General features: G+C 48.2%; 20 protein-coding genes, 6 tRNA genes and 1 pseudogene. 16 read left to right on the top strand and 11 right to left on the bottom strand.

Annotated elements, in window-relative coordinates:
* Positions 1-252: 252 nt before the first annotated feature.
* The 5 genes and pseudogenes from ACJJI3_RS08870 to csrA all read left to right on the top strand — a co-directional run bounded on the left by ACJJI3_RS08870 (position 253) and on the right by csrA (position 6,375).
* The gene (locus ACJJI3_RS08870) at positions 253-1,962 is read left to right on the top strand and encodes a histidine kinase (RefSeq protein ID WP_444916651.1); all 1,710 of its coding nucleotides are present in this window, start codon (positions 253-255) and stop codon (positions 1,960-1,962) included.
* Between the two features lie 483 nt (positions 1,963-2,445).
* A pseudogene (locus tag ACJJI3_RS08865) lies at positions 2,446-2,646 on the top strand (hypothetical protein); the annotation flags it as partial.
* Positions 2,647-3,065: 419 nt separating this feature from the next.
* On the top strand, positions 3,066-3,620 hold the full coding sequence (locus ACJJI3_RS08860; RefSeq protein WP_444942186.1) for a hypothetical protein: 555 nt from the start codon (positions 3,066-3,068) through the stop codon (positions 3,618-3,620).
* A gap of 348 nt (positions 3,621-3,968) precedes the next feature.
* Positions 3,969-5,003 carry an IS481 family transposase gene (locus tag ACJJI3_RS08855; protein WP_444913809.1) on the top strand — a complete coding sequence of 345 codons (1,035 nt, stop codon included), beginning with the start codon at positions 3,969-3,971 and terminating at the stop codon, positions 5,001-5,003.
* Between the two features lie 1,192 nt (positions 5,004-6,195).
* Positions 6,196-6,375 carry a carbon storage regulator CsrA gene (gene csrA / locus ACJJI3_RS08850; RefSeq protein ID WP_444942185.1) on the top strand — a complete coding sequence of 60 codons (180 nt, stop codon included), beginning with the start codon at positions 6,196-6,198 and terminating at the stop codon, positions 6,373-6,375.
* A gap of 256 nt (positions 6,376-6,631) precedes the next feature.
* Here csrA and ACJJI3_RS08845 read toward each other — a convergent pair whose 3' ends face one another.
* Both ACJJI3_RS08845 and ACJJI3_RS08840 read right to left on the bottom strand, forming a co-directional pair.
* The gene (locus ACJJI3_RS08845; RefSeq protein WP_444942184.1) at positions 6,632-7,012 is read right to left on the bottom strand and encodes a hypothetical protein; all 381 of its coding nucleotides are present in this window, start codon (positions 7,010-7,012) and stop codon (positions 6,632-6,634) included.
* 100 nt (positions 7,013-7,112) lie between these two features.
* Entirely contained in the window at positions 7,113-7,523 is a 411-nt protein-coding gene (locus ACJJI3_RS08840; protein WP_444942183.1) for a rhodanese-like domain-containing protein, read from the bottom strand.
* Between the two features lie 324 nt (positions 7,524-7,847).
* Here ACJJI3_RS08840 and ACJJI3_RS08835 point away from each other — a divergent pair, with 324 nt between their 5' ends.
* The 6 genes from ACJJI3_RS08835 to ACJJI3_RS08810 all read left to right on the top strand — a co-directional run bounded on the left by ACJJI3_RS08835 (position 7,848) and on the right by ACJJI3_RS08810 (position 16,314).
* Positions 7,848-8,846, top strand: coding sequence for a helix-turn-helix domain-containing protein (locus ACJJI3_RS08835; protein WP_444942182.1), 999 nt, complete (start codon positions 7,848-7,850; stop codon positions 8,844-8,846).
* 121 nt (positions 8,847-8,967) lie between these two features.
* Positions 8,968-9,975 carry a tryptophan--tRNA ligase gene (locus ACJJI3_RS08830; RefSeq protein WP_282933487.1) on the top strand — a complete coding sequence of 336 codons (1,008 nt, stop codon included), beginning with the start codon at positions 8,968-8,970 and terminating at the stop codon, positions 9,973-9,975.
* 80 nt (positions 9,976-10,055) lie between these two features.
* On the top strand, positions 10,056-11,624 hold the full coding sequence (locus ACJJI3_RS08825) for an AbgT family transporter (protein ID WP_444896666.1): 1,569 nt from the start codon (positions 10,056-10,058) through the stop codon (positions 11,622-11,624).
* A gap of 347 nt (positions 11,625-11,971) precedes the next feature.
* On the top strand, positions 11,972-14,089 hold the full coding sequence (locus tag ACJJI3_RS08820; RefSeq protein WP_444942181.1) for a TonB-dependent siderophore receptor: 2,118 nt from the start codon (positions 11,972-11,974) through the stop codon (positions 14,087-14,089).
* 110 nt (positions 14,090-14,199) lie between these two features.
* Positions 14,200-14,778, top strand: coding sequence for a hypothetical protein (locus ACJJI3_RS08815; RefSeq protein ID WP_444942180.1), 579 nt, complete (start codon positions 14,200-14,202; stop codon positions 14,776-14,778).
* 27 nt (positions 14,779-14,805) lie between these two features.
* A complete protein-coding gene (locus ACJJI3_RS08810) occupies positions 14,806-16,314 on the top strand; it encodes a PepSY-associated TM helix domain-containing protein (RefSeq protein ID WP_444942179.1) in 1,509 nt (502 codons plus the stop codon).
* A gap of 70 nt (positions 16,315-16,384) precedes the next feature.
* Here the strand turns inward: ACJJI3_RS08810 and ACJJI3_RS08805 are convergent, their stop codons facing one another.
* The 3 genes from ACJJI3_RS08805 to ACJJI3_RS08795 form a co-directional block, all read right to left on the bottom strand.
* Complete coding sequence (locus tag ACJJI3_RS08805; RefSeq protein WP_413665131.1) at positions 16,385-16,843, bottom strand: GNAT family N-acetyltransferase; 459 nt, start codon at positions 16,841-16,843, stop codon at positions 16,385-16,387.
* A gap of 84 nt (positions 16,844-16,927) precedes the next feature.
* Entirely contained in the window at positions 16,928-17,644 is a 717-nt protein-coding gene (locus tag ACJJI3_RS08800; protein ID WP_444942178.1) for an esterase/lipase family protein, read from the bottom strand.
* A gap of 59 nt (positions 17,645-17,703) precedes the next feature.
* Complete coding sequence (locus ACJJI3_RS08795) at positions 17,704-18,219, bottom strand: PH domain-containing protein (RefSeq protein WP_444942177.1); 516 nt, start codon at positions 18,217-18,219, stop codon at positions 17,704-17,706.
* Positions 18,220-18,320: 101 nt separating this feature from the next.
* On the opposite strand from ACJJI3_RS08795, the gene ACJJI3_RS08790 reads away from it, so the two are divergent.
* From ACJJI3_RS08790 to ACJJI3_RS08780, 3 genes are all read left to right on the top strand, one after another.
* Positions 18,321-19,211, top strand: coding sequence for a patatin-like phospholipase family protein (locus ACJJI3_RS08790; protein WP_444942176.1), 891 nt, complete (start codon positions 18,321-18,323; stop codon positions 19,209-19,211).
* A 63-nt stretch (positions 19,212-19,274) separates the two neighbouring features.
* Positions 19,275-19,784: a GNAT family N-acetyltransferase gene (locus ACJJI3_RS08785; RefSeq protein WP_444894356.1), complete on the top strand. Its 510-nt coding sequence runs from the start codon at positions 19,275-19,277 to the stop codon at positions 19,782-19,784.
* Between the two features lie 142 nt (positions 19,785-19,926).
* Complete coding sequence (locus ACJJI3_RS08780; RefSeq protein WP_282933477.1) at positions 19,927-20,406, top strand: GFA family protein; 480 nt, start codon at positions 19,927-19,929, stop codon at positions 20,404-20,406.
* Between the two features lie 70 nt (positions 20,407-20,476).
* On the opposite strand, the gene ACJJI3_RS08775 is transcribed toward ACJJI3_RS08780, so the two are convergent.
* The 6 genes from ACJJI3_RS08775 to ACJJI3_RS08750 form a co-directional block, all read right to left on the bottom strand.
* A tRNA-Asp gene (locus ACJJI3_RS08775) sits at positions 20,477-20,553 on the bottom strand.
* 48 nt (positions 20,554-20,601) lie between these two features.
* Positions 20,602-20,677, bottom strand: a tRNA-Val gene (locus ACJJI3_RS08770).
* A 314-nt stretch (positions 20,678-20,991) separates the two neighbouring features.
* Positions 20,992-21,068: transfer RNA gene (locus tag ACJJI3_RS08765), tRNA-Asp, on the bottom strand.
* A gap of 49 nt (positions 21,069-21,117) precedes the next feature.
* Positions 21,118-21,193: transfer RNA gene (locus tag ACJJI3_RS08760), tRNA-Val, on the bottom strand.
* A gap of 396 nt (positions 21,194-21,589) precedes the next feature.
* Positions 21,590-21,666 (bottom strand) — tRNA-Asp (locus tag ACJJI3_RS08755).
* 48 nt (positions 21,667-21,714) lie between these two features.
* Positions 21,715-21,790, bottom strand: a tRNA-Val gene (locus ACJJI3_RS08750).
* A 176-nt stretch (positions 21,791-21,966) separates the two neighbouring features.
* Between ACJJI3_RS08750 and ACJJI3_RS08745 the strand changes: the two genes are divergently transcribed.
* The gene (locus ACJJI3_RS08745; RefSeq protein WP_282933476.1) at positions 21,967-22,494 is read left to right on the top strand and encodes a cytochrome c-type biogenesis protein; all 528 of its coding nucleotides are present in this window, start codon (positions 21,967-21,969) and stop codon (positions 22,492-22,494) included.
* Entirely contained in the window at positions 22,491-23,720 is a 1,230-nt protein-coding gene (ccmI, locus tag ACJJI3_RS08740) for a c-type cytochrome biogenesis protein CcmI (protein ID WP_282933475.1), read from the top strand. Before ACJJI3_RS08745 ends, ccmI begins: the two co-directional genes overlap by 4 nt.
* Positions 23,721-23,970 lie beyond the last annotated feature (250 nt).

Genomic DNA, 23,970 nt, shown 5'->3' with positions numbered 1-23,970 from the left:
GGTTTATTACTCGCCTTCAATAATGTGTCTCTTTTTGCTGTGTTTTTGTCTTTATGTGTTTTTTTGGGGCTGTAGGAAACTATTTTTCTTGAAAGGTAGCCTCCCAAGTTATCGCGACACTAACCATTGTAACTGTTACTTTACTTGTTAACCTCCTCCGTCTCTCACTTTATCCTATTTCTGGTTTTTCTTTTCATTGAAGCTTGGTAGGGTTGCGCGCGATTCAATCCATATTCCTTGGGGAGGGATGTTGTGAAGTTTAAAAGCAGTTCGGTAGTTGTTGCATGTGGTGTGATCTTGAGCGCTTGTGGGGGCGGCTCATCTGGTGGAGGAGATGATAGTGGCGGAGGTCCCTCGATCTCAGAAGCGGCGACTCCCTACCTATATTTCAATTCAGCAAAAGTGTTTACTTTTGAATGGTCGGATGTTGAAGGGGCTACCTATTATCAACTTCTTGAGAACAAAGATGGGCAATCTGGCTATGAAGTGGTTAGTGATAAAATTTCTGCAGGTTCTGAAGTCGTAGAAATTAAAGTGCCTCTATTTGAGCGATTGAATGCTCGCTATATATTGCAAAGCTGTGATGATACAACTTGCCTGGATTCAACTGAAATATCGATTGATGAGGAAGTTGTCGATAGTATTGGTTATTTTAAGGCTGGTAATGCCGAAGCTGGTGACCAGTTTGGTTGGTCCGTAGCGATTAGTGATGACGGCTCTACCATAGCTGTTGGTGCGACTGGCGAAGATAGTAATGAGTTAAATGAATTTAATAATGCAGCTAGCGGGTCAGGTGCTGTATATATTTTTGATTATGGTGAAGATGGTTGGGTTTACCGAGCCGTTTTAAAAGCTTTAGAGGTTGAAAGTGGAGCTGCATTTGGATCTGCAGTGAGCCTTAGTGGCGATGGGAATACTTTGGCTGTTGGTGCCTATAAAGAAAATGGTGAGGATGATAACTTTTCAGCTGGCGCAGTTCATATATTCACCCGTGAGGATTTGGAGTGGACTCACAGCGCTAAATTAAGAGCAGATAATCATGGCTATTATGATTTCTTTGGTCGGGCGTTGAGTTTAAGTGGTAATGGAACAACCCTGGCAGTAGCAGCCCCATATGAAGATAGTAGTGCTACCGGTGTTAATAGCGGCCCTGATAATGACGAAGCTCTAGATTCTGGTGCAGTGTATATCTTCCAGTATTCTGGGGTTGAGTGGAGTCAAGAAGCTTATTTGAAGGCAAGTGATAGTAATTCAAATATGGACTTCGGTTCATCCGTTAGCTTGAGTGATGATGGTTCCATTCTCGCGGTTGGTGCCATTGGCGGGAGTGGTGGCAGGGGAGCAACTTATATTTTCTCCAATAATGGAGGCTGGGCTCAACAACAGTTGCTTACTGCAGATAGTGCAAGTGTGGGCGATCGCTTTGGTTGGGATGTTAGTTTTAGTGGCGACGGCAGCCTGCTTGCTGTGGGCGCCCCACTTCAGGCTGGTGCTTCAGAGGACCCCGATGATCGCGATGGCTTCAATAATGGTGCTGTCTATCTATTTTCATATGAGGAGGATTCTTGGTACCAAAGTGCCTACCTTAAAGCGAGTAACACCGATGAAGATGATGCTTTTGGTACGTCTATTAGCCTGAACAATGACGGCTCATTGCTTGCGGTAGGTGCTCAGGAGAGTAGTGCTGGTGTAGGTTTCTATGCTGATAGCACTGACAACTCGGCATCTAGGGCGGGCGCGGCCTATATGTATTCGATGGTTGATGGGCAGTGGATTGAGAGTACTTACTTGAAAGCCAATAACACCGATGAGCGTGACTACTTTGGAACTTCAATCGCTTTAAGTGGTGACGGGGATACCCTAGTTGTGGGTGCTCCAGAGGAGCAGGGTTCGGATACTGGACTTATGGCTGATCCAGATTTGAATGATGCGGATGCTGCGGGAGCTATTTATGTCTACTAGTTAGACGATACCTTTCTTGATCTATAAGAATACTTCTATATCAGTTGGACTCATGTTCGTGGGTCCAACTATACCTCATCTGTTCTTCGATGCTTTTAGCTCTATGGATTATGGCAATGGCATCAGTCAGAGTTACAGCTTAGGTTTGGATTACCGGCTGGAAATTGTGAGTACCTAAAGGATCGGGAATTTATCTTCGACAAGCTAAACTGGCTTATGAATGAGGGCTTTGCCCAGGGAGAAAACAGCTATTACTACGATTCGGTGGGCAATCGCACCCAGCAGGATGCGACCAGCACGAATATTATGAGAGCAGTATTGTTTATAGTTATGAAGCCAGCACCAATCGCTTTAAGGCCTATAACGAAAGCAGCGTATTTAAAGGCGCCTAATACTATATTGCGTTTAGCCAGCGAGTGTGCACAGATAAAGGGTGGTGAGGTTGAGTATTATTGTAGCTACTAATGGAATTATGATCCGAATTTTGGGTGGTTTATCCAGAGTGATTCGATTGGGTTGGATGATGGGCCGAATGCCTATGCATATGTAGCTAGCAATCCAGTAGCGTGCTTTGGTTCAGGTGGCTTGAGCAGGAGGGGGAGTCTCGGCGTCGACTACAAATTCTCTACAGAGGATAATCAATGCACTGGTGCGCAGTCATATTCAAAAAATACAAGCTTATAACCTATTTTATCGTTATGGTGTACATGCTCCCTACTCAAATGTAGGAGTTTAGCAGTTACAAGTGACACTGTTTCGATGTTAGATAGGTCAATGCTATTTAGGGTTGACTAAGCAAGGGCGTATACCATTGCAAAACCACCACAGTATCTCTGACCAAAATGAAACAGCCATCAGTAAAACCCGCTCACTTTGGTGCCTGGTGTAAATTAAAGAGCAAGTCTTTACAAGCAATTTATGTTAGGGAATCACTCTGGTCCAAACTCTAGTATTTACAGCAGGGGTGTAAATAGAATGCTAACCAGTGCTGGTTAGGGGTAGTAGGTTACTCTTTAGGGCGTACATCAAGCGGTGCAAGCAATTCAATAAGGTATTACTTATGGTATTGTAAGGCCACATAACACTAGGTAGGTTTTTATTCCATGAGAAAATTTTTTGAGCTAATGCCTGATGCGGGCTTAAAAGGTTATTCATATGTTGATAATTATTATTTAGGGGGTTTTGACCGACTATCTATTATTCAGGCTAAACGTTGTAATCAAGATGAGCTTTCCAGGGTGAAGATTTGTATTGAGGATACGAATCTTCAGCTTGCTGATTTTATGGGAGGTGTGATTGATTGGCCTACTTTGTCAGATAAGTTTTTTAATTTGATTAAAGATATAATCTTTTCTGATGTGCAAGTTTTAGATCTTCCTCTTTTTTCACAGGCTACAGGTGGAGAGATAAAAGGGTATCGCTTATTGAATATCTTAAGCTTAGTAGATTGTGTAGATAAAAGCAGATCCCTGGTGACTCCAGGGATTAGAGGTGAGGACATCATTACCGAACTATACATTCATTCTAACCTTGTTCCGGATGATGTGAATATTTTCCGGATTCCTGATTGCCTCGACGGCATAATTGTTTCTGAAGAGTTCTTGGCAAGAATAAGAGGTAAAGGGTTGAAAGGTGTCGTAATGAGTGAGGTTAGCTAATCAGAATAAAAGTGGATGATATTGAAGTGCAAAATAAATATATGCCTGTTTCCCATTGATGTAGATACCATTATGGGAAGCAGGTAAATCCCTCTTGAATACTACTTTTTAAGAATCTAATTATAAATTTGGATGTCAGTTTTAATTGGTCGGCACAGTTTTGGTCGGAAAGTTAAAGGGCGTAGTTTAGATGTTTTTGGAGTGTGAGTTCCGGTTTCTATGTTAAAGGAGGTGCGGCCTTAATGTGTATTAGTTCAGACCAAATCTGACACATCCTCTTGAAAAAGAGGGGTTTACCGGTTTTGATGAAGGTGCCTAAACCTAAAAACAAAACCAAGGATAAACCCCATGATCCATACTAATGATCGTATCATCAAACACAAGACCGGATTGCTCAATCTTGCAGAAGAGCTTGGCAACATCTCAAAAGCTTGCAAGATGCTTGGTGTATCGAGAGACACTTTCTATCGGTACAAGGAAGCTGCTTCAAGTGGCGGTGTGGACGCCCTTCTTGAAAAGAGTCGACGGGTGCCTAACCACAAGAACCGTGTTGACACAGCAATTGAAGAGGCCGTGTTGACTTATGCCCTCCAAGAGCCTGCCCATGGACAGGTTCGAGTCTCCAATGAGCTACGTAAACGTGGCGTATTCGTGTCCCCTAGTGGTGTTCGGAGTATCTGGTTACGGAACGACCTGGCTAACTTCAAGTTACGATTAAAAGCACTTGAAGCCAAGGTGGCTAAGGAGGGGCTAATCCTCACGGAGTCGCAGGTTCAGGCCTTGGAAAGAAAGCGACATGATGATGAAGCCTGCGGGGAAATTGATACTCAACACCCCGGCTATCTAGGTTCTCAGGACACCTTCTATGTAGGAACATTTAAGGGGGTTGGGCGTGTTTACCAACAAACCTATGTCGACACCTATGCAAAGGTAGCCCATTGCAAGTTGTACACCACTAAGACGCCAATCACAGCAGCAGATCTTCTGAATGATCGTGTATTACCGTTTTACGCCATGCATGATCTGCCGGTGTTGCGTATTTTGACTGACCGCGGTACTGAATATTGCGGCAAGCTGGAGCAGCATGATTATCAGTTGTACTTGAATATCAACGAGATAGAACATACCAAGACAAAAGCCAGGCACCCACAAACAAATGGTATCTGTGAGCGCTTCCATAAAACTATATTACAAGAGTTCTACCAGCCATCGTTACGACGAAAGATCTATGGATCAATAGAAGAGCTACAAAAGGATCTGGACGAATGGCTCGTATATTACAATAATGATCGAACTCATCAGGGTAAAAAGTGTTGTGGTCGCACACCGATGGTAACCCTTGAAGAGGGTAAAAGTATCTGGAAGGAGAAACTCGTAAACTGAATTTGACCTGACAGAGTACCTTCTGAAAAACCGGTAACTGTCAGATCAAGTCTGAACTACTACACTTAATGTTTTCACGTGTCTTTAAGATTATTTTGCTTAAATTTATTTCTCTGTAGTTAGATATGTATTCTCACTTCAATACCGAGTTCCTGACGATTATTGAAGTTGCTAAAAGATTGTTGTGCTAAACCTGCTGACGCCTCCTCACCTTTAAGGTGGCTTACAAAATTCTGGTTGAGATATCGCCAGTGTTGAGGTGATATGATGAGCCGCTCTTGGATAGTAGGTATGTTTTTGGCTATAAGACTCGGTAAATGGAAGAAGTCTTTGGGCTTCTCACCTGAAGCCGACGCACGAATACGCTATTGAATCGAATTATAATCAGTCATCACAGGCATTGCCGTTACGATTAGTTTCAACCTAAAAATAACCAGGCAGGAGCGCTAATGTGGGCGATGACTTACTGCTTGATGATTTCAGTCTTACTCTTCACTGTTTCGCAATGTGCATTGAAATGATGAGCTATTTAACTTTTCGGTAACGCTTACTTTCTTCTGCTTCCTCTTCCAGGTAGCTATGTGGTTGAGAACTTTATTCTTTATTGTTTTCGAAAAGGCACAGGTAAAGTCCAGTTTAAACGGCTGCTGTTGGTTTTTGGTAATAGTTTCCCAGATCCGAAACATTAAAAAATATAGGCACGAAAATAATCTTATTGGAATTTATTAAGTTTGTTTTAATGTCAAAGCTGCGTAGAATCGGTAGATATTTTTAGTGTTTTGATCGTAATTGAGTGAGCCGGTTAAAGAGGCTTTACAGGCTTGAAAGCCCAGAGAGAATCGAGAACTTTCTAAAAGACCCATTCCCTTATAGGAGAACGGTAGCGTGACATAAGAGTAAGTAAAAGGCGCTAACCCAAGGTGCTACCAACACCCGGGGTCAGCTAACCAAGTTGATAATCTGACTATCAAAATGGCTATATGGATAATACGCTAGAAACCCGCTCGTATTCAATAAAGTGGAGTACATTCAGCAGTTTGGGACCAATTCCCAAGCTCTGGAAGTCTAGCGCCCGCCTTTTCCTCTTCTGTGTCTACTGTCCTCGCGCACCACCCCATATTTCCTCCAAACGTTGAATCACAAGTTCCCCATCCCGGAAGTGCCCAAATTTTGATTATTGAAGGAAATGAGTATGTTGATTTTAAAGCGACGGACAGGTGAATATCTAAGAATTGGAGCAAATGTCTCAGTCACAGTGCTGGAGGTAAAAGGTAATCAAGTTAAGATAGGCATAAGCGCACCCAGGTCACTGCCTATCCTTCGTGAAGAAGTCTATATGAGGATCAAAAAGAAGCAGAAATTGGAGGCTTGAATATGTCGTAAGGGGGACAATTCTGGGGGGCAGGCGATTAAGAAGCTAGACTCCAAGCATATAGTTTTAGCCTTTGGCTTGCAGGCGATATACGCACTCTGGTTCGAGTGTCTCTTTGCTGCCAAAGGGCTCTTTTGAATATCAAAGCTAGTTAGGTGGCGGAAGGGCTAATTGTTTTTTGCCTGGTGAGTTTTAGAATTCTCCATCTGTTTTATATTACAAGTTGAACTTGCAATCCTTGCTAAAAAGCCAGTTTTTATTTATGCCCCTTTGAAGATACCTTCCATCTTATATCCGTACAGTGATATTTCCGAGCTTCTTTCGCAATTGCACTCAATAGGGCTTGGGTAATCTCTTCTTTTCGGTTTGTATCACAACCCCCGATATATAGCTCACTGATAATAGCCCAGGCTGCTGAGCTTTCATTTTCTGGAATAATATTAAAGCTGATATACCCCTCAAGGTTGTGGTCTTGTTCCACAACCAGCACTTGATGCTCTTTCCTCTGAAACAACCTATTTTGCAATTCAAGTTGGGTAATATGGAAAGAGTCAGTTGAATTATTATGCCTGGCTAAGCAGCGCATCATATTGTAGAGATAAAAACAGTCGGTGGGATGGGCGTGGCGAACAAACATGTCAGTACCATTTAATCAGTGTTTCTTTGAATCGGCGTTTGATAGCTTGGCACATCCTTATGCCAAGCTATGTCATCCTGTAAGAGGCTAACAATAGGAATTAAATCGATTTTGCTGTTTCTTGGGTGAGGGTAAATCCTTCATCTAGCCATCCGGTGATGCCGCCGATCATTTTCTTGACCGGCCTGTTAAGTGTGGCCAGCCTGATAGCTGCTTTTTCTGTCGCATTACAGTGTGGGCCTGCACAATAGACGACAAATAAAGTATCTGAAGGGTATTCGCTCAGCCTGTCTTTATTGATACGGCTGTATGGTAAGGATTCGGCTGTTTGTATATGTCCATTTTTATAAGCCTCTTCACCTCGCACATCTAGAAGTACGAAATCCTTGCGATTTTGGCTGACTGCGTGGTGTACATCCCAGCAGTCTGTTTCAAAAGATAGGAGGTTTTGGAAGTGGTTTAGCGCATCTTGGCTGCTGGCAGCGGGCACTCTACTTACGGCTGAACTCATAAATTACTCCCGGTGATTTCTCGGTGGTTCGTCAGGTTTCCAAGTGGCGATAGTGTCCCTTTTGGGTTGCTTCCGGGCGATCTACCTCTGAGCCAGATAGCATTAATTTTGCGCCAATTCTGCGTGCAAACTTGTGGGTCGGCTTTGGCTAGTGGGGTTCGGCTTTACTTATTTGAGGATGATGATGATTTACCGATTAAATAATGCTTCAAAGGTTGAGGGTTTTATTCCCGGCATTGCTTTCAATAACTGCTCAACTGGGTATGCTGGATTGGATTTATTCGTTAACCTAATTTAATTAACTGCTGAGGGTTAGGGGTACCTATGTCGACGTTGGCACAAAAGCCTAATAAGAGCCAGAAAGTGGCTGTTCTCGCCCACCGGCAGGTCTCACTCTTCGAACTCGGTTGCGCTACCGAACTCTTTTGCCTACCCCGGCCTGAACTTAGCGAGCTCTACACCGGTGAAATTGTGACTTTCGCTGAGGAAAACCCTCTGGCGACCGGCGGTCTGGCTCTGGCTTGTCGGCGGGTAGAGAGTTTGATGGATTATGATCTGCTGGTGATTCCCTGTTGGTCGACCAATGCACAACCACAAGATGCTTATTTGGAGCGTGTACATAGGGGGGTGGCTGAGTTTGCCGCTGCCGGCCGCCAAATTCTTACTTTTTGCTCCGGTGCTTTTCTGCCTGCGGAACTGGGACTATTTGATGGTCGGCAGGCGACTACCCACTGGTTGTTTGCGGATCGTTTTCGTGAGCGCTTTCCTGCGGTGGAGTATGTGGGGGACGTTCTCTATGTGTGGGAGGATGCACTGGCTTGCGCTGCGGGTAGTAGTGCGGCCATCGATCTGGGCATTGAGTTTTTGCGGCGCAATCACGGTTATGAATTAGCCAATTCGGTGGCTCGTCGGTTGGTGATGGCACCCCATAGGCAGGGTGGCCAGGCCCAATATGTGGAGATGCCCGTTGCCAAACGGCCAGACCACTTCTCCGCCGCGCTAGATTGGGCGATTGGCAATTTGGATGGCGCTATCAAAATTGATGATATGGCGCAGCGCGCTCATTTATCCCGCCGTAGTTTTGACCGAAAGTTTCGCCAGTCGATGGGAATTGCTCCCAAGGAGTGGCTGATTCAGCAGCGCTTGCGGGCGGCGCAGAAGGCGCTGGAGTCCGGTAAGGAGTCTGTAGACAGAGCAGCCCAACTGGCTGGCTTTGAGAGTAGCGCGACCTTGCGACACCATTTCCGTCGGGCGTTTGGGATTTCACCCAGCGAATATCAGCGCCAATTCCAGGGTTCCGCCAAAGTGGCGGTTGAGGCTTAACGTTGGCTGCGTGTTGGTACGGCTATGGGGAGTCGGTACCTTTGGTTGATACACCCCCGGGCACTAAAGGGGTATGATTCGGTCTCTATTGCCTGATGACAGTACAGACTACGAAGGAATTATGACGAAACAGCGCGTATTAACCGGTATTACAACAACCGGTACTCCACACCTGGGGAACTATGTGGGTGCAATCCGCCCGGCGATCGCCGCGAGTCAGGATGAAAACAACCAATCGTTCTACTTTCTGGCCGATTACCACGCACTGATTAAGTGCCAGGACCCGGCACAGGTCCATCAGTCCACCCTGGAGATCGCTGCAACCTGGCTGGCCTTGGGCCTGAATACCGACAATGTGGTGTTCTACCGTCAGTCCGACGTCCATGAGATTCCTGAATTAACCTGGCTGCTCACCTGTATGACCGGCAAGGGCCTGATGAACCGTGCCCACGCTTATAAAGCAGCGGTAGATGCCAACCGCGCCGATGGCGAAGATTCCGATTTTGGGGTCACCATGGGGCTGTATAGCTACCCGATCCTGATGGCCGCCGACATTCTGATGTTCAACGCCAATAAGGTGCCGGTGGGTAAAGACCAGGTACAGCATATCGAAATGGCTCGGGATATTGCCCAGCGCTTCAACCACCACTACGGTGAGCACTTCGCTTTACCAGAAGCGGTAGTTGACGACCACGTAGCTGTGTTGCAAGGCCTGGATGGTCGCAAAATGAGTAAGAGTTACGGCAACACTATTCCACTGTTCCTTCCTGAGAAGAAGCTGAAAAAGCACATTAATAAGATCAAAACCAACCTGCTGGAGCCGGGTGAGCCAAAAGATCCGGATACTTCCACTGTATTCCAGGTTTGGCAGGCATTTGCCAGCGAAGAACAGACAGCAGAAATGCGCAAAGCTTTTGAGGAGGGCATTGCCTGGGGTGAGGCCAAGAAGCAGTTGTTTGAGCTGGTGAACGGCCAGATCGGTGAAGCTCGCGAGCGCTACAATGAGCTGCTGGCTAACCCGGACCAAATTGAAACGGAGCTGGAGAAGGGGGCTATTAAGGCTCGCGCTTACTCTGCGCCCTTTATCGAGAAGTTGCGTCACGCGGTTGGTATCCGCAAGATAGGTTAAAGCTTTTCCTGAAAAAGCAGGAGGCCATGGAGTAGCGGCCTCCTTTTAAATAAAAAATAATAAATGTACAGGGTGCAAACATGGAAAACGTTCAGGCAAATCCTGATGCCGGCAATAGTGCCGATAATAAAAATGGCTGGATTAATCGAGCGCTCAATTTTATTGAGGTTGTCGGTAATAAATTACCCGATCCGGCTGTTCTGTTTTTGATCTTGATGGTGGGAATCTGGGTACTCTCCTGGCTTCTCTCTGGTGTTAATTTCGAAGCCTTACACCCCGCTACCGGCGAGGCGATACAGGTAACCAACCTGCTTTCCAGTAGTGAAATGGCTCGCTTCCTGTCTGGTATGGTAACTACCTTTACCAGTTTTGCGCCCCTGGGGGTAGTGCTGGTAGCCATGCTGGGGGTCGGTGTGGCTGAGCAGAGTGGCTTTATCAATGCGGTATTGAAAAAGCTGCTGGCGGTAACGCCGCAGATGCTTCTGACACCTATGTTGATTTTGGTGGCCATCGTCAGTCATACAGCCGTAGATGCAGGTTATGTATTGGTAATTCCTCTCGGAGGGGTGATCTTCTATGCGGCAGGGCGCCACCCTTTGGCGGGTATCGCTGCCGCATTTGCCGGAGTTTCAGGCGGCTTCTCTGCCAACTTTGTTCCTTCAGCGATTGATCCCTTACTGCAAGGCTTTACCCAGACAGCGGCACAAATCGCCAACCCGGAAATGCAGGTAAACCCCCTTAACAACTGGTTCTTTACTTCGGCATCCTGCCTGCTTGTGACCCTGTTGGGGTGGTGGTTGACGGATAAAGTCATCGAGCCCCGCCTCAAGAATGTAGAGGTGGATGGCGATGAAGCGGATATGCCAGTAATGCAGGAACTGGGCGCCCGCGAGAAAAAAGCCATGTACCTGGCGGTAACTGTGATGGTGGCGGGTATCGTCGGGCTTGTGGCCTGGATGCTGCCGGAAACCTCGGCTTTGCGCGATGCAGAAGGGCAATTAGCCTCCTTCACTGCGCCAATTATGAAGTCGATTGTACCGCTGATCTTCTTGCTGTTTGTGATTCCCGGTGTGGTATTTGGCTATGCGGCCGGCACCTTCCGCCAGAGTAAGGATGTTATTGATGCGATGTCCAAAACCATGGGCTCCATGGCTTATTACATCGTGATGGCTTTTTTCTGTGCGTTGTTTATCTCTGAATTTGCCCGCTCCGGTTTGGGTACGCTGCTTTCGGTAGAGGGAGGGAGCTTGCTCGCGGCGATGGAGCTGCCGGGCCCGATTACCCTGATGGGCATTATTGTGCTGGTAGCCTTTATCAACTTATTTGTGGGATCTGCCTCTGCCAAGTGGGCGCTGCTGTCCCCCATCTTTGTGCCTATGTTGATGCAGATCGGTTTCTCCCCTGATCTCACCCAGGCGGCTTACCGGGTAGGTGATTCCTCCACTAATATTATTACCCCGTTGATGCCTTACTTCCCCTTGGTGGTTGTGTACTGCCAGCGCTATGTGAAGGGAACGGGTATTGGGACACTTGTATCCATCATGTTGCCGTACTCGATTGTGTTCCTGATTTGCTGGTCACTGTTCCTGGTGGCTTACTGGACACTGGGGATGCCTTTGGGAGTGCAGGCTAGTTATACCTACCCTTAAAAGGTAAGGGATCTTTGTCTAGAACTCTCTAAATCAAATCCCGATATATATAGTCCCAATCTAAGTGGTTGCTGTTGAGCAGCCACTTAGTCTTTTTCCTGCCTTAGAATCTGCTTTTACTCATTTCATCAAGTCATTCTGATGGCACGAAAGTGCAGCTTGTAGGCTGCAATACTGTCCTTTAATGCCGTATTTCTTGTCCCTAATCATGTCATCGCTCTTTTTAATAAAAAAATGTTCCAATAATGTTGTAGATGATAACGATTCCTATTAGGATTCGCGCCCAGTTACCTGGGTCACAGTTAGACTGTGATCCATCCAAATTCAGTTGGCGTTGAGGGATCTCCATGAGTACCGCTCGAATTAAAAGTATGCAAAAAGCTTCTCCTGTAATTTCTGGAATCAGCCGCTCTTTATTGGCGCTGGCTATTGCTGCGGGCGGTTCTTCTGTGGCGTTCGCTGCGGATAACACAGATGAGCGTATTGAAGAGGTTAATGTTACGGGACATCTGAACCTTTCCCGTCAGACCTCTGTGGGCAAGCTGGATGTTTCCGTACACGAAACCCCTTTTTCTGTGACTGTACTGGACAATGACTTTTTCAACGATATCGGCTCGAAAACGGTTCAAGATGTTCTGCAATATACGCCAGGGGTGAATGGCGGAACCTACGGCGTTGATGTCCGTGGTGATTGGTCTCTAGTGCGCGGTGTTGATCCTGCGATTTTTATTGATGGGCTTCAGTCTATCTTCGGTAGCTACACAAGTGCCCGCGCTAATCTCTATGCCTATGACCGCATAGAAGTTCTCAAAGGTCCTTCCTCTGCACTTTATGGACAGGGTTCTACCGGTGGTATCGTTAACTTAGTATCCAAGCGCCCGCAGAGAGAGTTTGGTGGTGAAGTGGTGGTTCAAGCTGGTAGCTATGACCATCAGGTATTTGCTACGGACGTCACTGGTTCCATGGATAGTGATGGTGTATGGCTTTACCGAGTTGTAGGTTATAAGCGATCTGCAGATACCCAAGTAGACTATGTCAATAATGACAGCACTTTGCTGATGCCATCTATCTCATGGCGTCCGAGTGAGAACACCGAGATTACCTTCCAGACTACTTACCAGGATGATGAGAGTGGTACCTCTACAGCATTCTTGCCCTGGGGTGGTACCCGTATTGATAACGCCAACGGTGATATCCCAACTGACACTTTCCTCAGTGAGCCAGGCTGGGATAAATATAATACAGAGCAGACCGCTTACAGCATTTGGGCTGATCACCGCTTTAGTGATAGCTGGGGTGTAAATGCCAGCATCCGCTATGCCAAAGGTGAAGTAGACTACAACACCATGTATGGCAGCTTCGACTACTCTCGCCTCAACCCTAATATTACTGAGATGCAACGTGTTGCGTTTTCCAGTGAAGCCAGTACAGACATGTTGATTTTTGATTTACGTATGTCTGGTGAGTTAACTACAGGCATTGTCGATCACCAAGTTTCATTCGGCTTGGATAGCCAGGATGCTACTACGGATAATGATTATGGCTACGCTTATGGTGGTGTGATCAATATCTTCGAGCCGGAGTATGGGTATATTCCAGAAGACATAGTGATTGCGAATGGGCCGGAGACAGATACCGAGCAGCTGGGTTTTTACTTCCAAGACCATATGACAATTGGAAACCTGATAGTAACTACTGGTGTTCGTAGGGACTCCACCGAGTCGCAAACTGAGGGTTCCCCGGTTACTGTGGATGATGATGCTACCACCATGCGCTTGGGTGTGATGTATGCATTTGATATGGGTATTTCTCCTTACATCAGCTACTCCGAATCCTTTGAGCCTGTAAGCGGTTCAGATCGCCACGGTGACTCCTTCAAGCCAATTGAGGGCGAGCAGGTAGAGGTTGGTGTGAAGTACCAGCCAGAGGGAACCAACTTGCTGGTTACCGCTGCAGCTTACGATATTGTGCAGAAAAACCGCCTTACTACAGACCCGGTTGATATCACTTTTGACACTCAAACCGGTGAGGTTTCAATTGATGGTGTTGAGCTAGAGGTAACTGGTAAATTAGGCAACCTTAGTTTGGTAGCTGGCTACAGTACCACCAACACAGAGATCACCGAGAGTAATGTTGCGATTGAGGCAGTCCCAGAGGAGTTAGTGACTATTTGGGGCGACTATGACCTGAGCGCATTGCTTCCGGGGCTGAGTATTGGCATGGGCGCTCGTCATGTTGGCGAGAGCTACACCGGTGTTGAAGATCCCACGGGAACCTTCCCATCGTACAACCCCTCTTACACCCTATACGACGCATCGATCGGGTATACCTTGGATAGCTGGTACTTCCAGCTGACAGGAAAAAATTTGTCTGATGAAGTACATACTACAGCTTGCCTGAGTCGCGGTGACTGTTTCTACGGTGAGCGTCGTTACGTCACTGCAGAAGCACGCTACATTTTTTAAGTTAGTGTAGACTGGGAGCCTGTCCGCAGGGGGAGTCTGTGGGCGGGCTCCCTTTTTTACGTTTAAGCAATCAGACGAGAGGCGAGCCTCTCGCTGTTATGGTTATGCCAATGTCTTTTTATATGATTGCAGGAGTCTCCAGCGCCTTTGCTTTGGCCGGGATTCTGCTCCTTTATTCCGCCTGGTCCCGCAGAGGGGCAGAGCCTGTGCGCCGTTGGGGTGGCTGGGGAGCCATGGTGTTGTCGGCTTTTGGGTGGAGCTCGATAGTTGGGTTGGAATATGGAATCAGTATTGCCACTTTAATAGTGATGCTCGGAGCCTTTGCTTTATTGGCTCTTAAGGGAGACTGGCCCAGTGGCCCTAGGCCCGCTGAAAAACAGCGCTCGGGAACACCCGAATCTCAAGCCCTGCTTCCATTGTGGTTGCGGGGCTTCTTGCGTTTTATGGCTGCCTTTCTTTTGCCCGCGGCCAGTGGTTTGATCGCCGGTTTGCTTTTCTTTGGTTTTACCGGGTTTTCTGAAACTGTCCGCTTGGTCGGTGGAGCCTTCCTGTCGGTGATAATCTGGACCCTGGCGATGGTTTGGTGCTGTGCCGATAAAAAGCTTCTGCGTCCTTCGGCTGCCATGTTGGCTTTCTCGGTGGTCAGCGGCTTGTTGCTGACCTTTGCGCTTCCCGCTTCGGCAGCATAGATCAACGGACTTGAGTAGGAATTTAACGTGAAATTTTCCTTTAAACCGACCCCTGGCTTTGTCCGTGATATGACCGATGGACACTCAGTTCTCGGCCTGGCGGTATCCACTCTTTTATATATTGTTTGTGTCAGCGGAACACTGGCGGTTTTTTACAATGAGTTCGAACGCTGGGAGCAGGCCTCCGAGTTGGAGAACCTCAATGTTGAAGCCTCTGTGTATCAGACGGCTACAGAAAATGCAATTGCGTTAGCCAAGCAGGAAAAGGAGGATCTCGATTCAATTACCTTCACCATCCCCAATCAGGATAAGCCCAGATTGATGGTTGAAGTCGGCGATATGGAGCGATATGTCGCTGAAGATGGTTCCCTGTTGGGCAAGGTGGAGCATGAGTGGACCCACTTCCTGGCTTACCTGCACTACGCGCTCAACCTTCCCGTTGGTTATGGGGTCATCCTGGTTGGTTTGATCGGGATGGTGATGTCCGCTCTGATCGTCTCCGGTTTGTTGGCCCATCCCAGAATTATTAAAGACGCTTTCTCTTTCCGCCTTTCTGGCTCTAAGCGTCTTCAGCAAGTGGATTTGCACAATCGCCTGGGGGTTTGGGCCTCTCCCTTTCATCTTGCCATAGCCATTACTGGGGCTTTTATCGGGTTGTCCCAGGTAGCCGCTTTTGCAATTGCCGGCGTATTCTTTGAGGGTGATACGGAAAAGGTAGAGCACATGCTTTACGCGGATCATCCGGTGATGGAGGAAAACGCCCCTGAAGTTGATTTTCCGGATTATGCTGCAATTCTGGAAACAATGGATCGTATCGCACCGGAAGAAGAGCGCACTCGTTTAGAAGTGGCATTTCCTGGACGTGACGGCCAGGTTGTTGAGGTGTGGACCCGGGTTCCAGAGCGTTTGGTCTGGGGTGAGCGTTACCACTTTAATCCCGATGGCAGCCTGATTGAAAAAGAGGGTTGGTCTGAGGGAGACGCGGCTAAGCAGGTTTACCTTTCTACGTACCGTTTACACTTTGGCCACTTTTCCGGTTTCCCTGTGAAAATTGCTTACTTCCTGCTGGGGGTGGGGATGTGTTTGCTGGTGGTATCCGGCATCAATATCTGGTTTGTTCGCAAGCGTCAGCGCGGCAATCCCGCCGTACGTTTGGAGCGAGTCTGGATGGCTCAGGTATGGGGTGTACCATTTGCGATTGCTCTGAGTGCGGTGACTTATCTGGCGTTTAAGCTAGATGCTGCGCAGGTGTTCTGGCTGGTGACCTTGGCGTTAAGCGTTGCGGCTGCCTTCATGGGGACAGTGGCCAAGTGGTCTATGTCTCTGCGTATTGCCACAATTATCGCCTGCGTCGGGGCAGTTGTAGTGCACGTTGCTCAGTTTGGTGAGGATTCCTTTGTGAGAGCATCACTGATCGTTAATGTTGTGTGGTTGCTAATTGCTGCTGGAATCGCGGCCTCTTGCCTTTATAGCAGGGCGCGTCAGTCGGATAGTGAGACTGTATCTGCCGGTGCCAATCCACTGGGTAGCAACTAGATTTTTTGGGGTCCCGCAGTGCCTCTGCAGGGCCCCAAAACTTCCATCGGACCTATAAGATCCCTTTCAATTACTTGGCAGGGCGTAACATCTCGATATGCGGGATGCCGTCTTCCTGGTACGGCTCAGACACCTGCTCAAAACCAAACTCCCCGTAAAATCTATCCAAATGTTGTTGAGCTGAAATGCGAATACCAGTGTTGGGGTATTCTTCGCATGTGTGCATTACGGCTCGGCGAATCAGCTCCTTGCCCAGGCCTGTTCCGCGACTGGCTTCTGCGGTTAACACTCTTCCTATCGAGGGTTCCCGGTATTTAAGGCCTGGGAAAACAACTCTCAGGTAGGCCATAACCTGCGGGTTATTTTCGTCTCCCTCCCAGCAGATCAGGTGCCAGGAGTGTTGGTCTTTGCCATCGGCATCCTGATAGGGGCAGTCTTGTTCTACCGTAAAAACTTCCTGCCTTACTCGCAAAACTTCGTAAAGTTGACTGAGCGTAAGCTCTTTAAAGCTGCACCATTGCCACTGCATAAAGGTGAATTCCAAATTATTGTCACTAATTTTGTATTGTGATTGGAGTTAAAAGGTATAGATTATTTATAAGATCGATTAATTTTAATTGGATGCCTGATTGCCGGCTCTATGAAAGAATCCATGCTTGAGGTAATGGATAACTTGCGAGATAACTTTTTTATCTTTCATCATAAACACATGGGTCACTGGCATTTGCAGATGATCATTCATGCCATCCAGTTTTGTGCTGGATACGGAGACTTTACCATCATCGGCTTCTGGGATAAGGCGGGATAGAATCAGGTTGATGCTGCGAGTACCGGCAATAATACCTACATCAAAATCTGCACTACCGAGCTTGTTGGGGACGCTCATCTCACCAGTACCCAGCTGTAGCCCAGCATCGCCAAACATAAATTTGAAGCCGGGGAATGTTCCCAGTTTATCAACTACTTCGCTGCCTTTATTGGGTGGGCCCAACATGACAACGCGATTCAGGTTTTTGATTTCAGCTGAATGTAGATATTGCCTTACCAGAATGCCGCCCATGGAGTGAGTGACAAAATTGATTTCTTGCGCGTTACCGCACTCCTCGACAGCAGGCGCTATGGCCATGCTGGCCAAGGTTTCAATGGAGTGCTTGGTCGAAGGGTAATCAATATTGACCGTTTGGAAACCTTCGGCATCTATGGCCTTTGCCAGTTTCTCCATTGAGCTATCTGATTTGGCCAATCCATGCAATAAAATCACACAAGCGGAGTGAGCACTTGCTGATAGCAGCGTAAATGCGGCGGCAATTATAAAAGCGAACTTTTTCATCGGTTTGAACTTCCTGTCGACTTCTCGTGCCTATTCGTGTGGCGTTGTTGTCGGAGCAATTAATTTGGATTGGGTTGAAGTTGGCAGTGTTGGCGGAGAATGTCCGCTGCCCGCTCCGGTTTATCGGGGGTGATCACGATAGTTTGTGTGGTCAGGCGCAGTACGACAGATTTTTGCTGATCGGTGGCAAATGCACGATAGCGCCCCAACTTTTGGTTTTGGAACAGGCCTATATAGCCAAATAAGCCGGAATTGCCAAAGATGCGGACTGATCCTTGCATGGCGGTTGAGTCGGGGAATGCTTCAGATAGCCCCTCCAAGGAGATGGTGGTTTTCCAGCCGGGGCGCAATATCAAGAGGTTGCCATTTTTGATGGCGTAACCACGGATGGCAAAGAAGGCGCTGAGAGCCAGTATTGCAGGCGGAAGTGCTATGGCAATGCTATAGAGGGTAGATGGAGCAGCTGGTGCTCTCGATGCCAGGAAGAGCGGCAGCCCCAGTAGGAGTAATGTGCATATGGCACTGATGATTTGGAGCTGGCGGCTCCACGGCGCTTTGAACGCGATTGTTGGCATACTTGGTTTAACTCAACGGATTACCTGAATGCCTCAATCATAGTGCTATTGGAATCTGCTTGGCAAAGGTAGAGATAGTTTGGTTTTAACGGTTGCTCGCTATGGAAGACTGTATTTTGATTAACGAGAATTCCCAGTCAGCCCTTGTGGTTGAAGGGGGTGCTATGCGGGGGATTTTCGCTGCAGGCGTATTGGATGCATTTTTGGAGGCGGGCTATCGGCCATTTGATTTTGCGATCGGTGTATCCGCAGGCTCCACCAACCTGATTGGTTATCTGGCCGGAAACCATGGGCGAAGTCGGCAAATACTAATGGACCATGCCCGGCGGGCAGACTTCATTGACTGGCGCCGCTATCTCCGGGGCGGTCATTTTTGTGATATTGGCTGGTTGTGGCATGCGTCATATCAGGATATTCCGCTCAGTGTCGATAGTTATGTTGAGAATGGAATACCGCTTTATGCCGTGACTACCAGTATCAACACCGGTGAGGCTAGATACCTGAAAGTAACTCCGGAAAATATGCACGAGGTTTTCCCGGCTTCTTGCGCAATTCCGGTTGCCTACCGGGGGTTTCCTGAAGTGGATGGGGAACCTATGACCGATGGCGGTCTGGCTGATTCGATACCGATTATTCAGGCCTATCAGCAGGGGGCCAGAAATATAACTGTTATTCTTTCGCGCCCTCTGGGGTATCGGAAAATTAAGGGGCCTGCTCCAAAGTTTATCAAACAGTTTTTCCGTGATCATGCCCGGCTATTTGAGGCCGTGCTGGAGAGGGGGGAGAAATATAATCGGGCTCTGGAGTTTATCGAGGTGCCTCCAGAGGCGTGCCAGGTTTCGGTTATTGCGCCTCCAGACAATTTCCCGGTTAAGCGTTTTACCCAGGAAGCAGAGTTGCTCGAGGAAGGTTATGAGAGCGGCAGGACCCGGGGTTGGGAATTTCTTCGTGAGCTTCCCGGTCAGCGGGACTCTTTACCGTCAATTGAATAGTAGTGCCGGTATGAATGGGTTGATTGAGCTTAATCAGAATGTGAATGGTGAGGTAATCGACTGGTGGAAATACGTTTGCTCGGAGTGACAGATGCGCCCGCCATATCTGCATTTTATCTATCTAATGAAGAGCACCTGAAGCGCTGGGAGCCCATACGTGAGCCTGGTTTTCACAGTTCCGGGTCCTGGATTCGACGCATCAGCTCTGGAGGAATTTTAAAGTTTGCTGCATTAGAGTCCGGGTGTGATCAGTTACTGGGCGTTTGCTCCTTGACGAATATCATCCGAGGCCCATTTCAGGCCTGTAATATGGGATATGCAGTTGACCAGTCCCACGAGGGGCGGGGCTTAATGGGGAGCTTGTGTCGTCATGTCGTTGATTATGCTTTTGACACCTTAAATTTGAATAGAGTGATGGCCAACTACATGCCTGGTAACGATAGGTCGGCAGCCCTACTGGAGGCGTTGGGCTTCGTTGTCGAGGGTAGGGCGGCAAAATACCTGAAGATCAATGGATGTTGGGAGGATCATATCCTCACGGCGAAGCTAAACCCCAGATCCTTGGATATTTAATGATATTCGTTGAATGAGGCGCCAAATGGCATTTACTTCACTGTGTGTCTATAGGAGTCTTGGGTAGGACTGAGATATTGTTGCTAACCTATTGCGATTTCATGGACGACTTCGAATAACAGTTTTGCGGAAGGAGAAAGGGATGAATGGTAAGTGCCTATGCGGTGGGGTTGAGTTCCAGCTGGAAGAGCCAATTCCAAACCTTTACCAATGCCATTGCTCGCTCTGCCGCAAATTGAGTGGTTCCGCCTCGGATACTGCCATGTTTATTAGCCGGGATCAGTTTCGCTGGGTGCGGGGCTTAGACAGAATCTCTTCATTCCGGACTCCTACGGGCTATCGATCTGACTTTTGCGGTGGATGCGGAAGTACAGTTCCTCACTTAATGAGTAATACAACGCACTTCTGGGTGCCTGCTGGATTGCTGGAGGGGGATATCGATGGGAAGGTCGTGGCCCATCTTTGCACTGAATCCAAAGCATCCTGGGATGAAATTTCTGGTGAGGCGGAGTGCTTTAACGAAATGCCGGAGCTGGAGCGATTGATGCATCTATTGCATGGCGGCGAAGAAGCAGTGGATGGGGAATGGGAGGAGAGCCAGGCGGCTTCAGCTGAAGTTTAAAAAACCAAACTCTTTTCTAATTAGCGCATACAAAAAAGCCCCGCTCTTGCGAGCAGGGCTTTTTTGTATATGGCGGACCGGACGGGACTCGAACCCGCGACCTCCGGCGTGACAGGCCGGCATTCTAACCAACTGAACTACCGGTCCGCATTCCTGCTTCTCTTGGTTGCTCTTGCCGGGCAAGAGTAAGAGAAGTGGTGGGTGGTACAGGGGTCGAACCTGTGACCTACGGCTTGTAAGGCCGTCGCTCTCCCAACTGAGCTAACCACCCCGTGTCAGGAGCTGCGTATCATAATGATTTTTTTACTTAGGTCAACAACTTAGGGAAGTTTTTCTAAAAAAGTTTGCGTCTGGCTTTAAGTGTGAGAAGTGGGTGTGTATTTGAAGAAATTGCTGCTCGTCTATTGGCAATATTTGGTAATAAAACAGGGTGCTACTTTCATTGCCCCGGTTTTCTATTAGTTTTGTTAGTCGGTCTGCACAGTTTGTGGTGGGGAGTGGGGAGGTGGTTGTGTATTGAAAAGTGGTTTTGAATTTTTCATATACAAAAAAGCCCCGCTCTTGCGAGCAGGGCTTTTTTGTATATGGCGGACCGGACGGGACTCGAACCCGCGACCTCCGGCGTGACAGGCCGGCATTCTAACCAACTGAACTACCGGTCCGCATTCCTGCTTCTCTTTGGTTGCTCTTGCCGGGCAAGAGTAAGAGAAGTGGTGGGTGGTACAGGGGTCGAACCTGTGACCTACGGCTTGTAAGGCCGTCGCTCTCCCAACTGAGCTAACCACCCCGTGTCAGGAGCTGCGTATCTTAATGATATTTTTTTTGCGGTCAACAATTTTGTTGGGAGATTTTTAAAAATTTTTTTAAGAATAAAAAACATCCAAAAATTGTTTAAAAATTAATTAATTAGAGGATTTTTTGAGGGTTCTTTAAGCTGTTTTTATCGATCAAAATCAGCTGCGTAGAAATTCAGAAAATAAAAATTCAGGCTAGAGAAAATTGTTGCAGAAAAATTTTGCCAGCACGGGGCTCGCACTATTTTTTTACGCTGAGATTTGGTTATTTTTTTGTGGCTCTTTCAAATTTCCAGCGTAAGCAACTGAAAATAAAATATGAGAAAAATGAAAAGATATGAGGCACAAACAAAAAAGCCCCGCTCTTGCGAGCAGGGCTTTTTTGTATATGGCGGACCGGACGGGACTCGAACCCGCGACCTCCGGCGTGACAGGCCGGCATTCTAACCAACTGAACTACCGGTCCGCATTCCTGCTTCTCTTGGTTGCTCTTGCCGGGCAAGAGTAAGAGAAGTGGTGGGTGGTACAGGGGTCGAACCTGTGACCTACGGCTTGTAAGGCCGTCGCTCTCCCAACTGAGCTAACCACCCCGTGTCAGGAGCTGCGTATCTTAATGATATTCTTCGTGGCGTCAACGCCTTTTTTGAATTTTTTTTTGTCTTTCAATGAGTTAACGCGCTTTTGTGTGAATTCGTGGGCGTGTCCGCCGGGGGGTGACACTGTTATAATCGCCCCAATTCCCGTTAGTTAGAGCGTGAGAAAAGCTGTGACACAGAAGACCTGGCTGGCCCAACTTGTACTGGTATTCGGTATTTTTTGCCTGTCCATCGCTGCACATGCGGTAGTTGAGACACAAAAATTGTCCTCTCCCGAGCTGGATGCAAGGTATCGCGTGCTTATTGAAGAGATGCGCTGCCCCAAATGTCAAAACCAGAACCTGGCAGACTCCGATGCGTCTATTTCCTCGGACTTGCGCCGTGAAATTCGCCGTTTGCTGGAGGAGGGATTTACGGACCAGGAAATCGTTGACTACATGGTGGCCCGCTATGGGGATTTTGTGCTCTACCGCCCACCTGTTCAGAAAAATACTTTGATCCTGTGGTTGGCTCCGGGAGTCTTTGCCGTTTTCGGGCTTCTGGCCTTGATTGTGATCGTGATGCGCTCAAAAAGTGGTACCGGGGCTCGCCAAGATGACGGCAGTGGGGAACTCACTGATGATGAGCGGCGTCGATTAAAGCAGTTGTTGGGAGAAGGAGCTGTAGATGAAGGTGATAGCGGGAAGGAAGGTAAATGATTGATATCTGGTTTGGTGTAGCCCTACTGCTACTGTTGGTAGCTTTTGTATTTCTGATTCCTGCTTTGAGAGCTGCAGGCAGACGTCGCAGCGGTAGTAGCAAGCGAGAGGCTATGGCAGCGCTCTACCGGGAGCGCAGTAAAGAACTTCGCGCTGCGGTGCAGAGCGGTGCGATGGATGAAAAGCAGTTTGCCCAGCTGGAGGCAGATCTCGCGCGGGAACTGCTGGCGGCTCAGCAGGAAAGTCAATCTGGTGAAGCCAGGCAGGGTGGCGGCCGATTGCTAATCGGGCTGGCGGTTTTGGTGCCTGCAATTGCAGCAGCTGCCTACGGGTTTTCCGACCGACCGTCCGAAGTAGCTTTGTATCGCGATATGGTGGCGAGCCAAGGTGGGCACACCTCTTCGGAGGAAGAGGCAAAAATCACCCGTCAGTTGCAGGAGCGGGCTAAAACTCATCCAGATGATCTTAGCAGTCGCTATATATTGGCGCAGCGGCTACTGGTGAGTGGCGATTTGGCTGGGGCGGTAGATTCCTATCGCTATGTTGTGGCTCGCGAGCCCCAGGCGGCCAATGTTAAAGCTGAGCTGGCGCAAGCGCTGTTTTTTGAAGGCGGTTCCAAGATTACCGATGAAATCCGCTCCTTGATTGAGCAGGTGTTACAGGTGCAGCCATCCAATGGCACTGTGCTGGGCCTGGCGGGTATTGCCGCTTTTGAAGATGGGGACTACCGCAAGGCTCGCCAGCATTGGCAGCTAGCACTTAGCCAGCTTCCCCCAGGATCTGCAGCAGCAGAGGCGCTTCAGGCTGGCGTTGCCAGGGCCGAGAGCGCTTTGGCAGACAGCGGTGAGGCTGTAGCGGTGCAGGCAAAGGTAGAAACGAAAGAGAAAGGCCCGCAGATTCGAGTTCAGGTCAGTTTGGGGGAGGGAGTTGAAGCTCCAGAATCTACCCCGGTATTTATCTATGCACGCAGTGCTGCGAGCCCGATGCCTCTGGCTATTGTGCGCCTCACGGCTGGGCAGTTACCGGCAGAGGTTGTGCTGGATGAGTCCCGAGCAATGATGCCTGGAAGCTCCATCGCCACTGTCGACTCTGTACAGTTGGTGGCGCGACTGGCCATTAAGGGGGATGCGCGTCCAGCTCCAGGGGATTGGCAAGGAGTGATTAGTGAATTACCTAAATCCCGCTGGAGTGAAACTCAGTCAATAGCCATCGATAGTCAGCTGTAACTGGCTGTGACTGTCGAAAATGAGGTCACAGTGTAAGCTGTGGCCTCATTTTTATTTGCGGCCGGATGGCATTCTTGCGTCTAATTGGCCTCAAGCTCACATTGCCCCGATATTGATGAGTTCTATTGGGGCAAGTTGGCATTTGGTAGCGATCGTCATGTTTGACTTGACCGCTGCTTGGTCGGATTGATAATCCCGACTGAACATTACTGTGAAGAATAGCGCTGAATGCTCTGGCGACACCAAGTAA

This window comes from Microbulbifer maximicatervae (SeqCode) (assembly GCF_052466985.1).
Note: the sequence above shows the minus strand (reverse complement) of the source record. Positions and strands in the feature narration are given on the sequence as shown.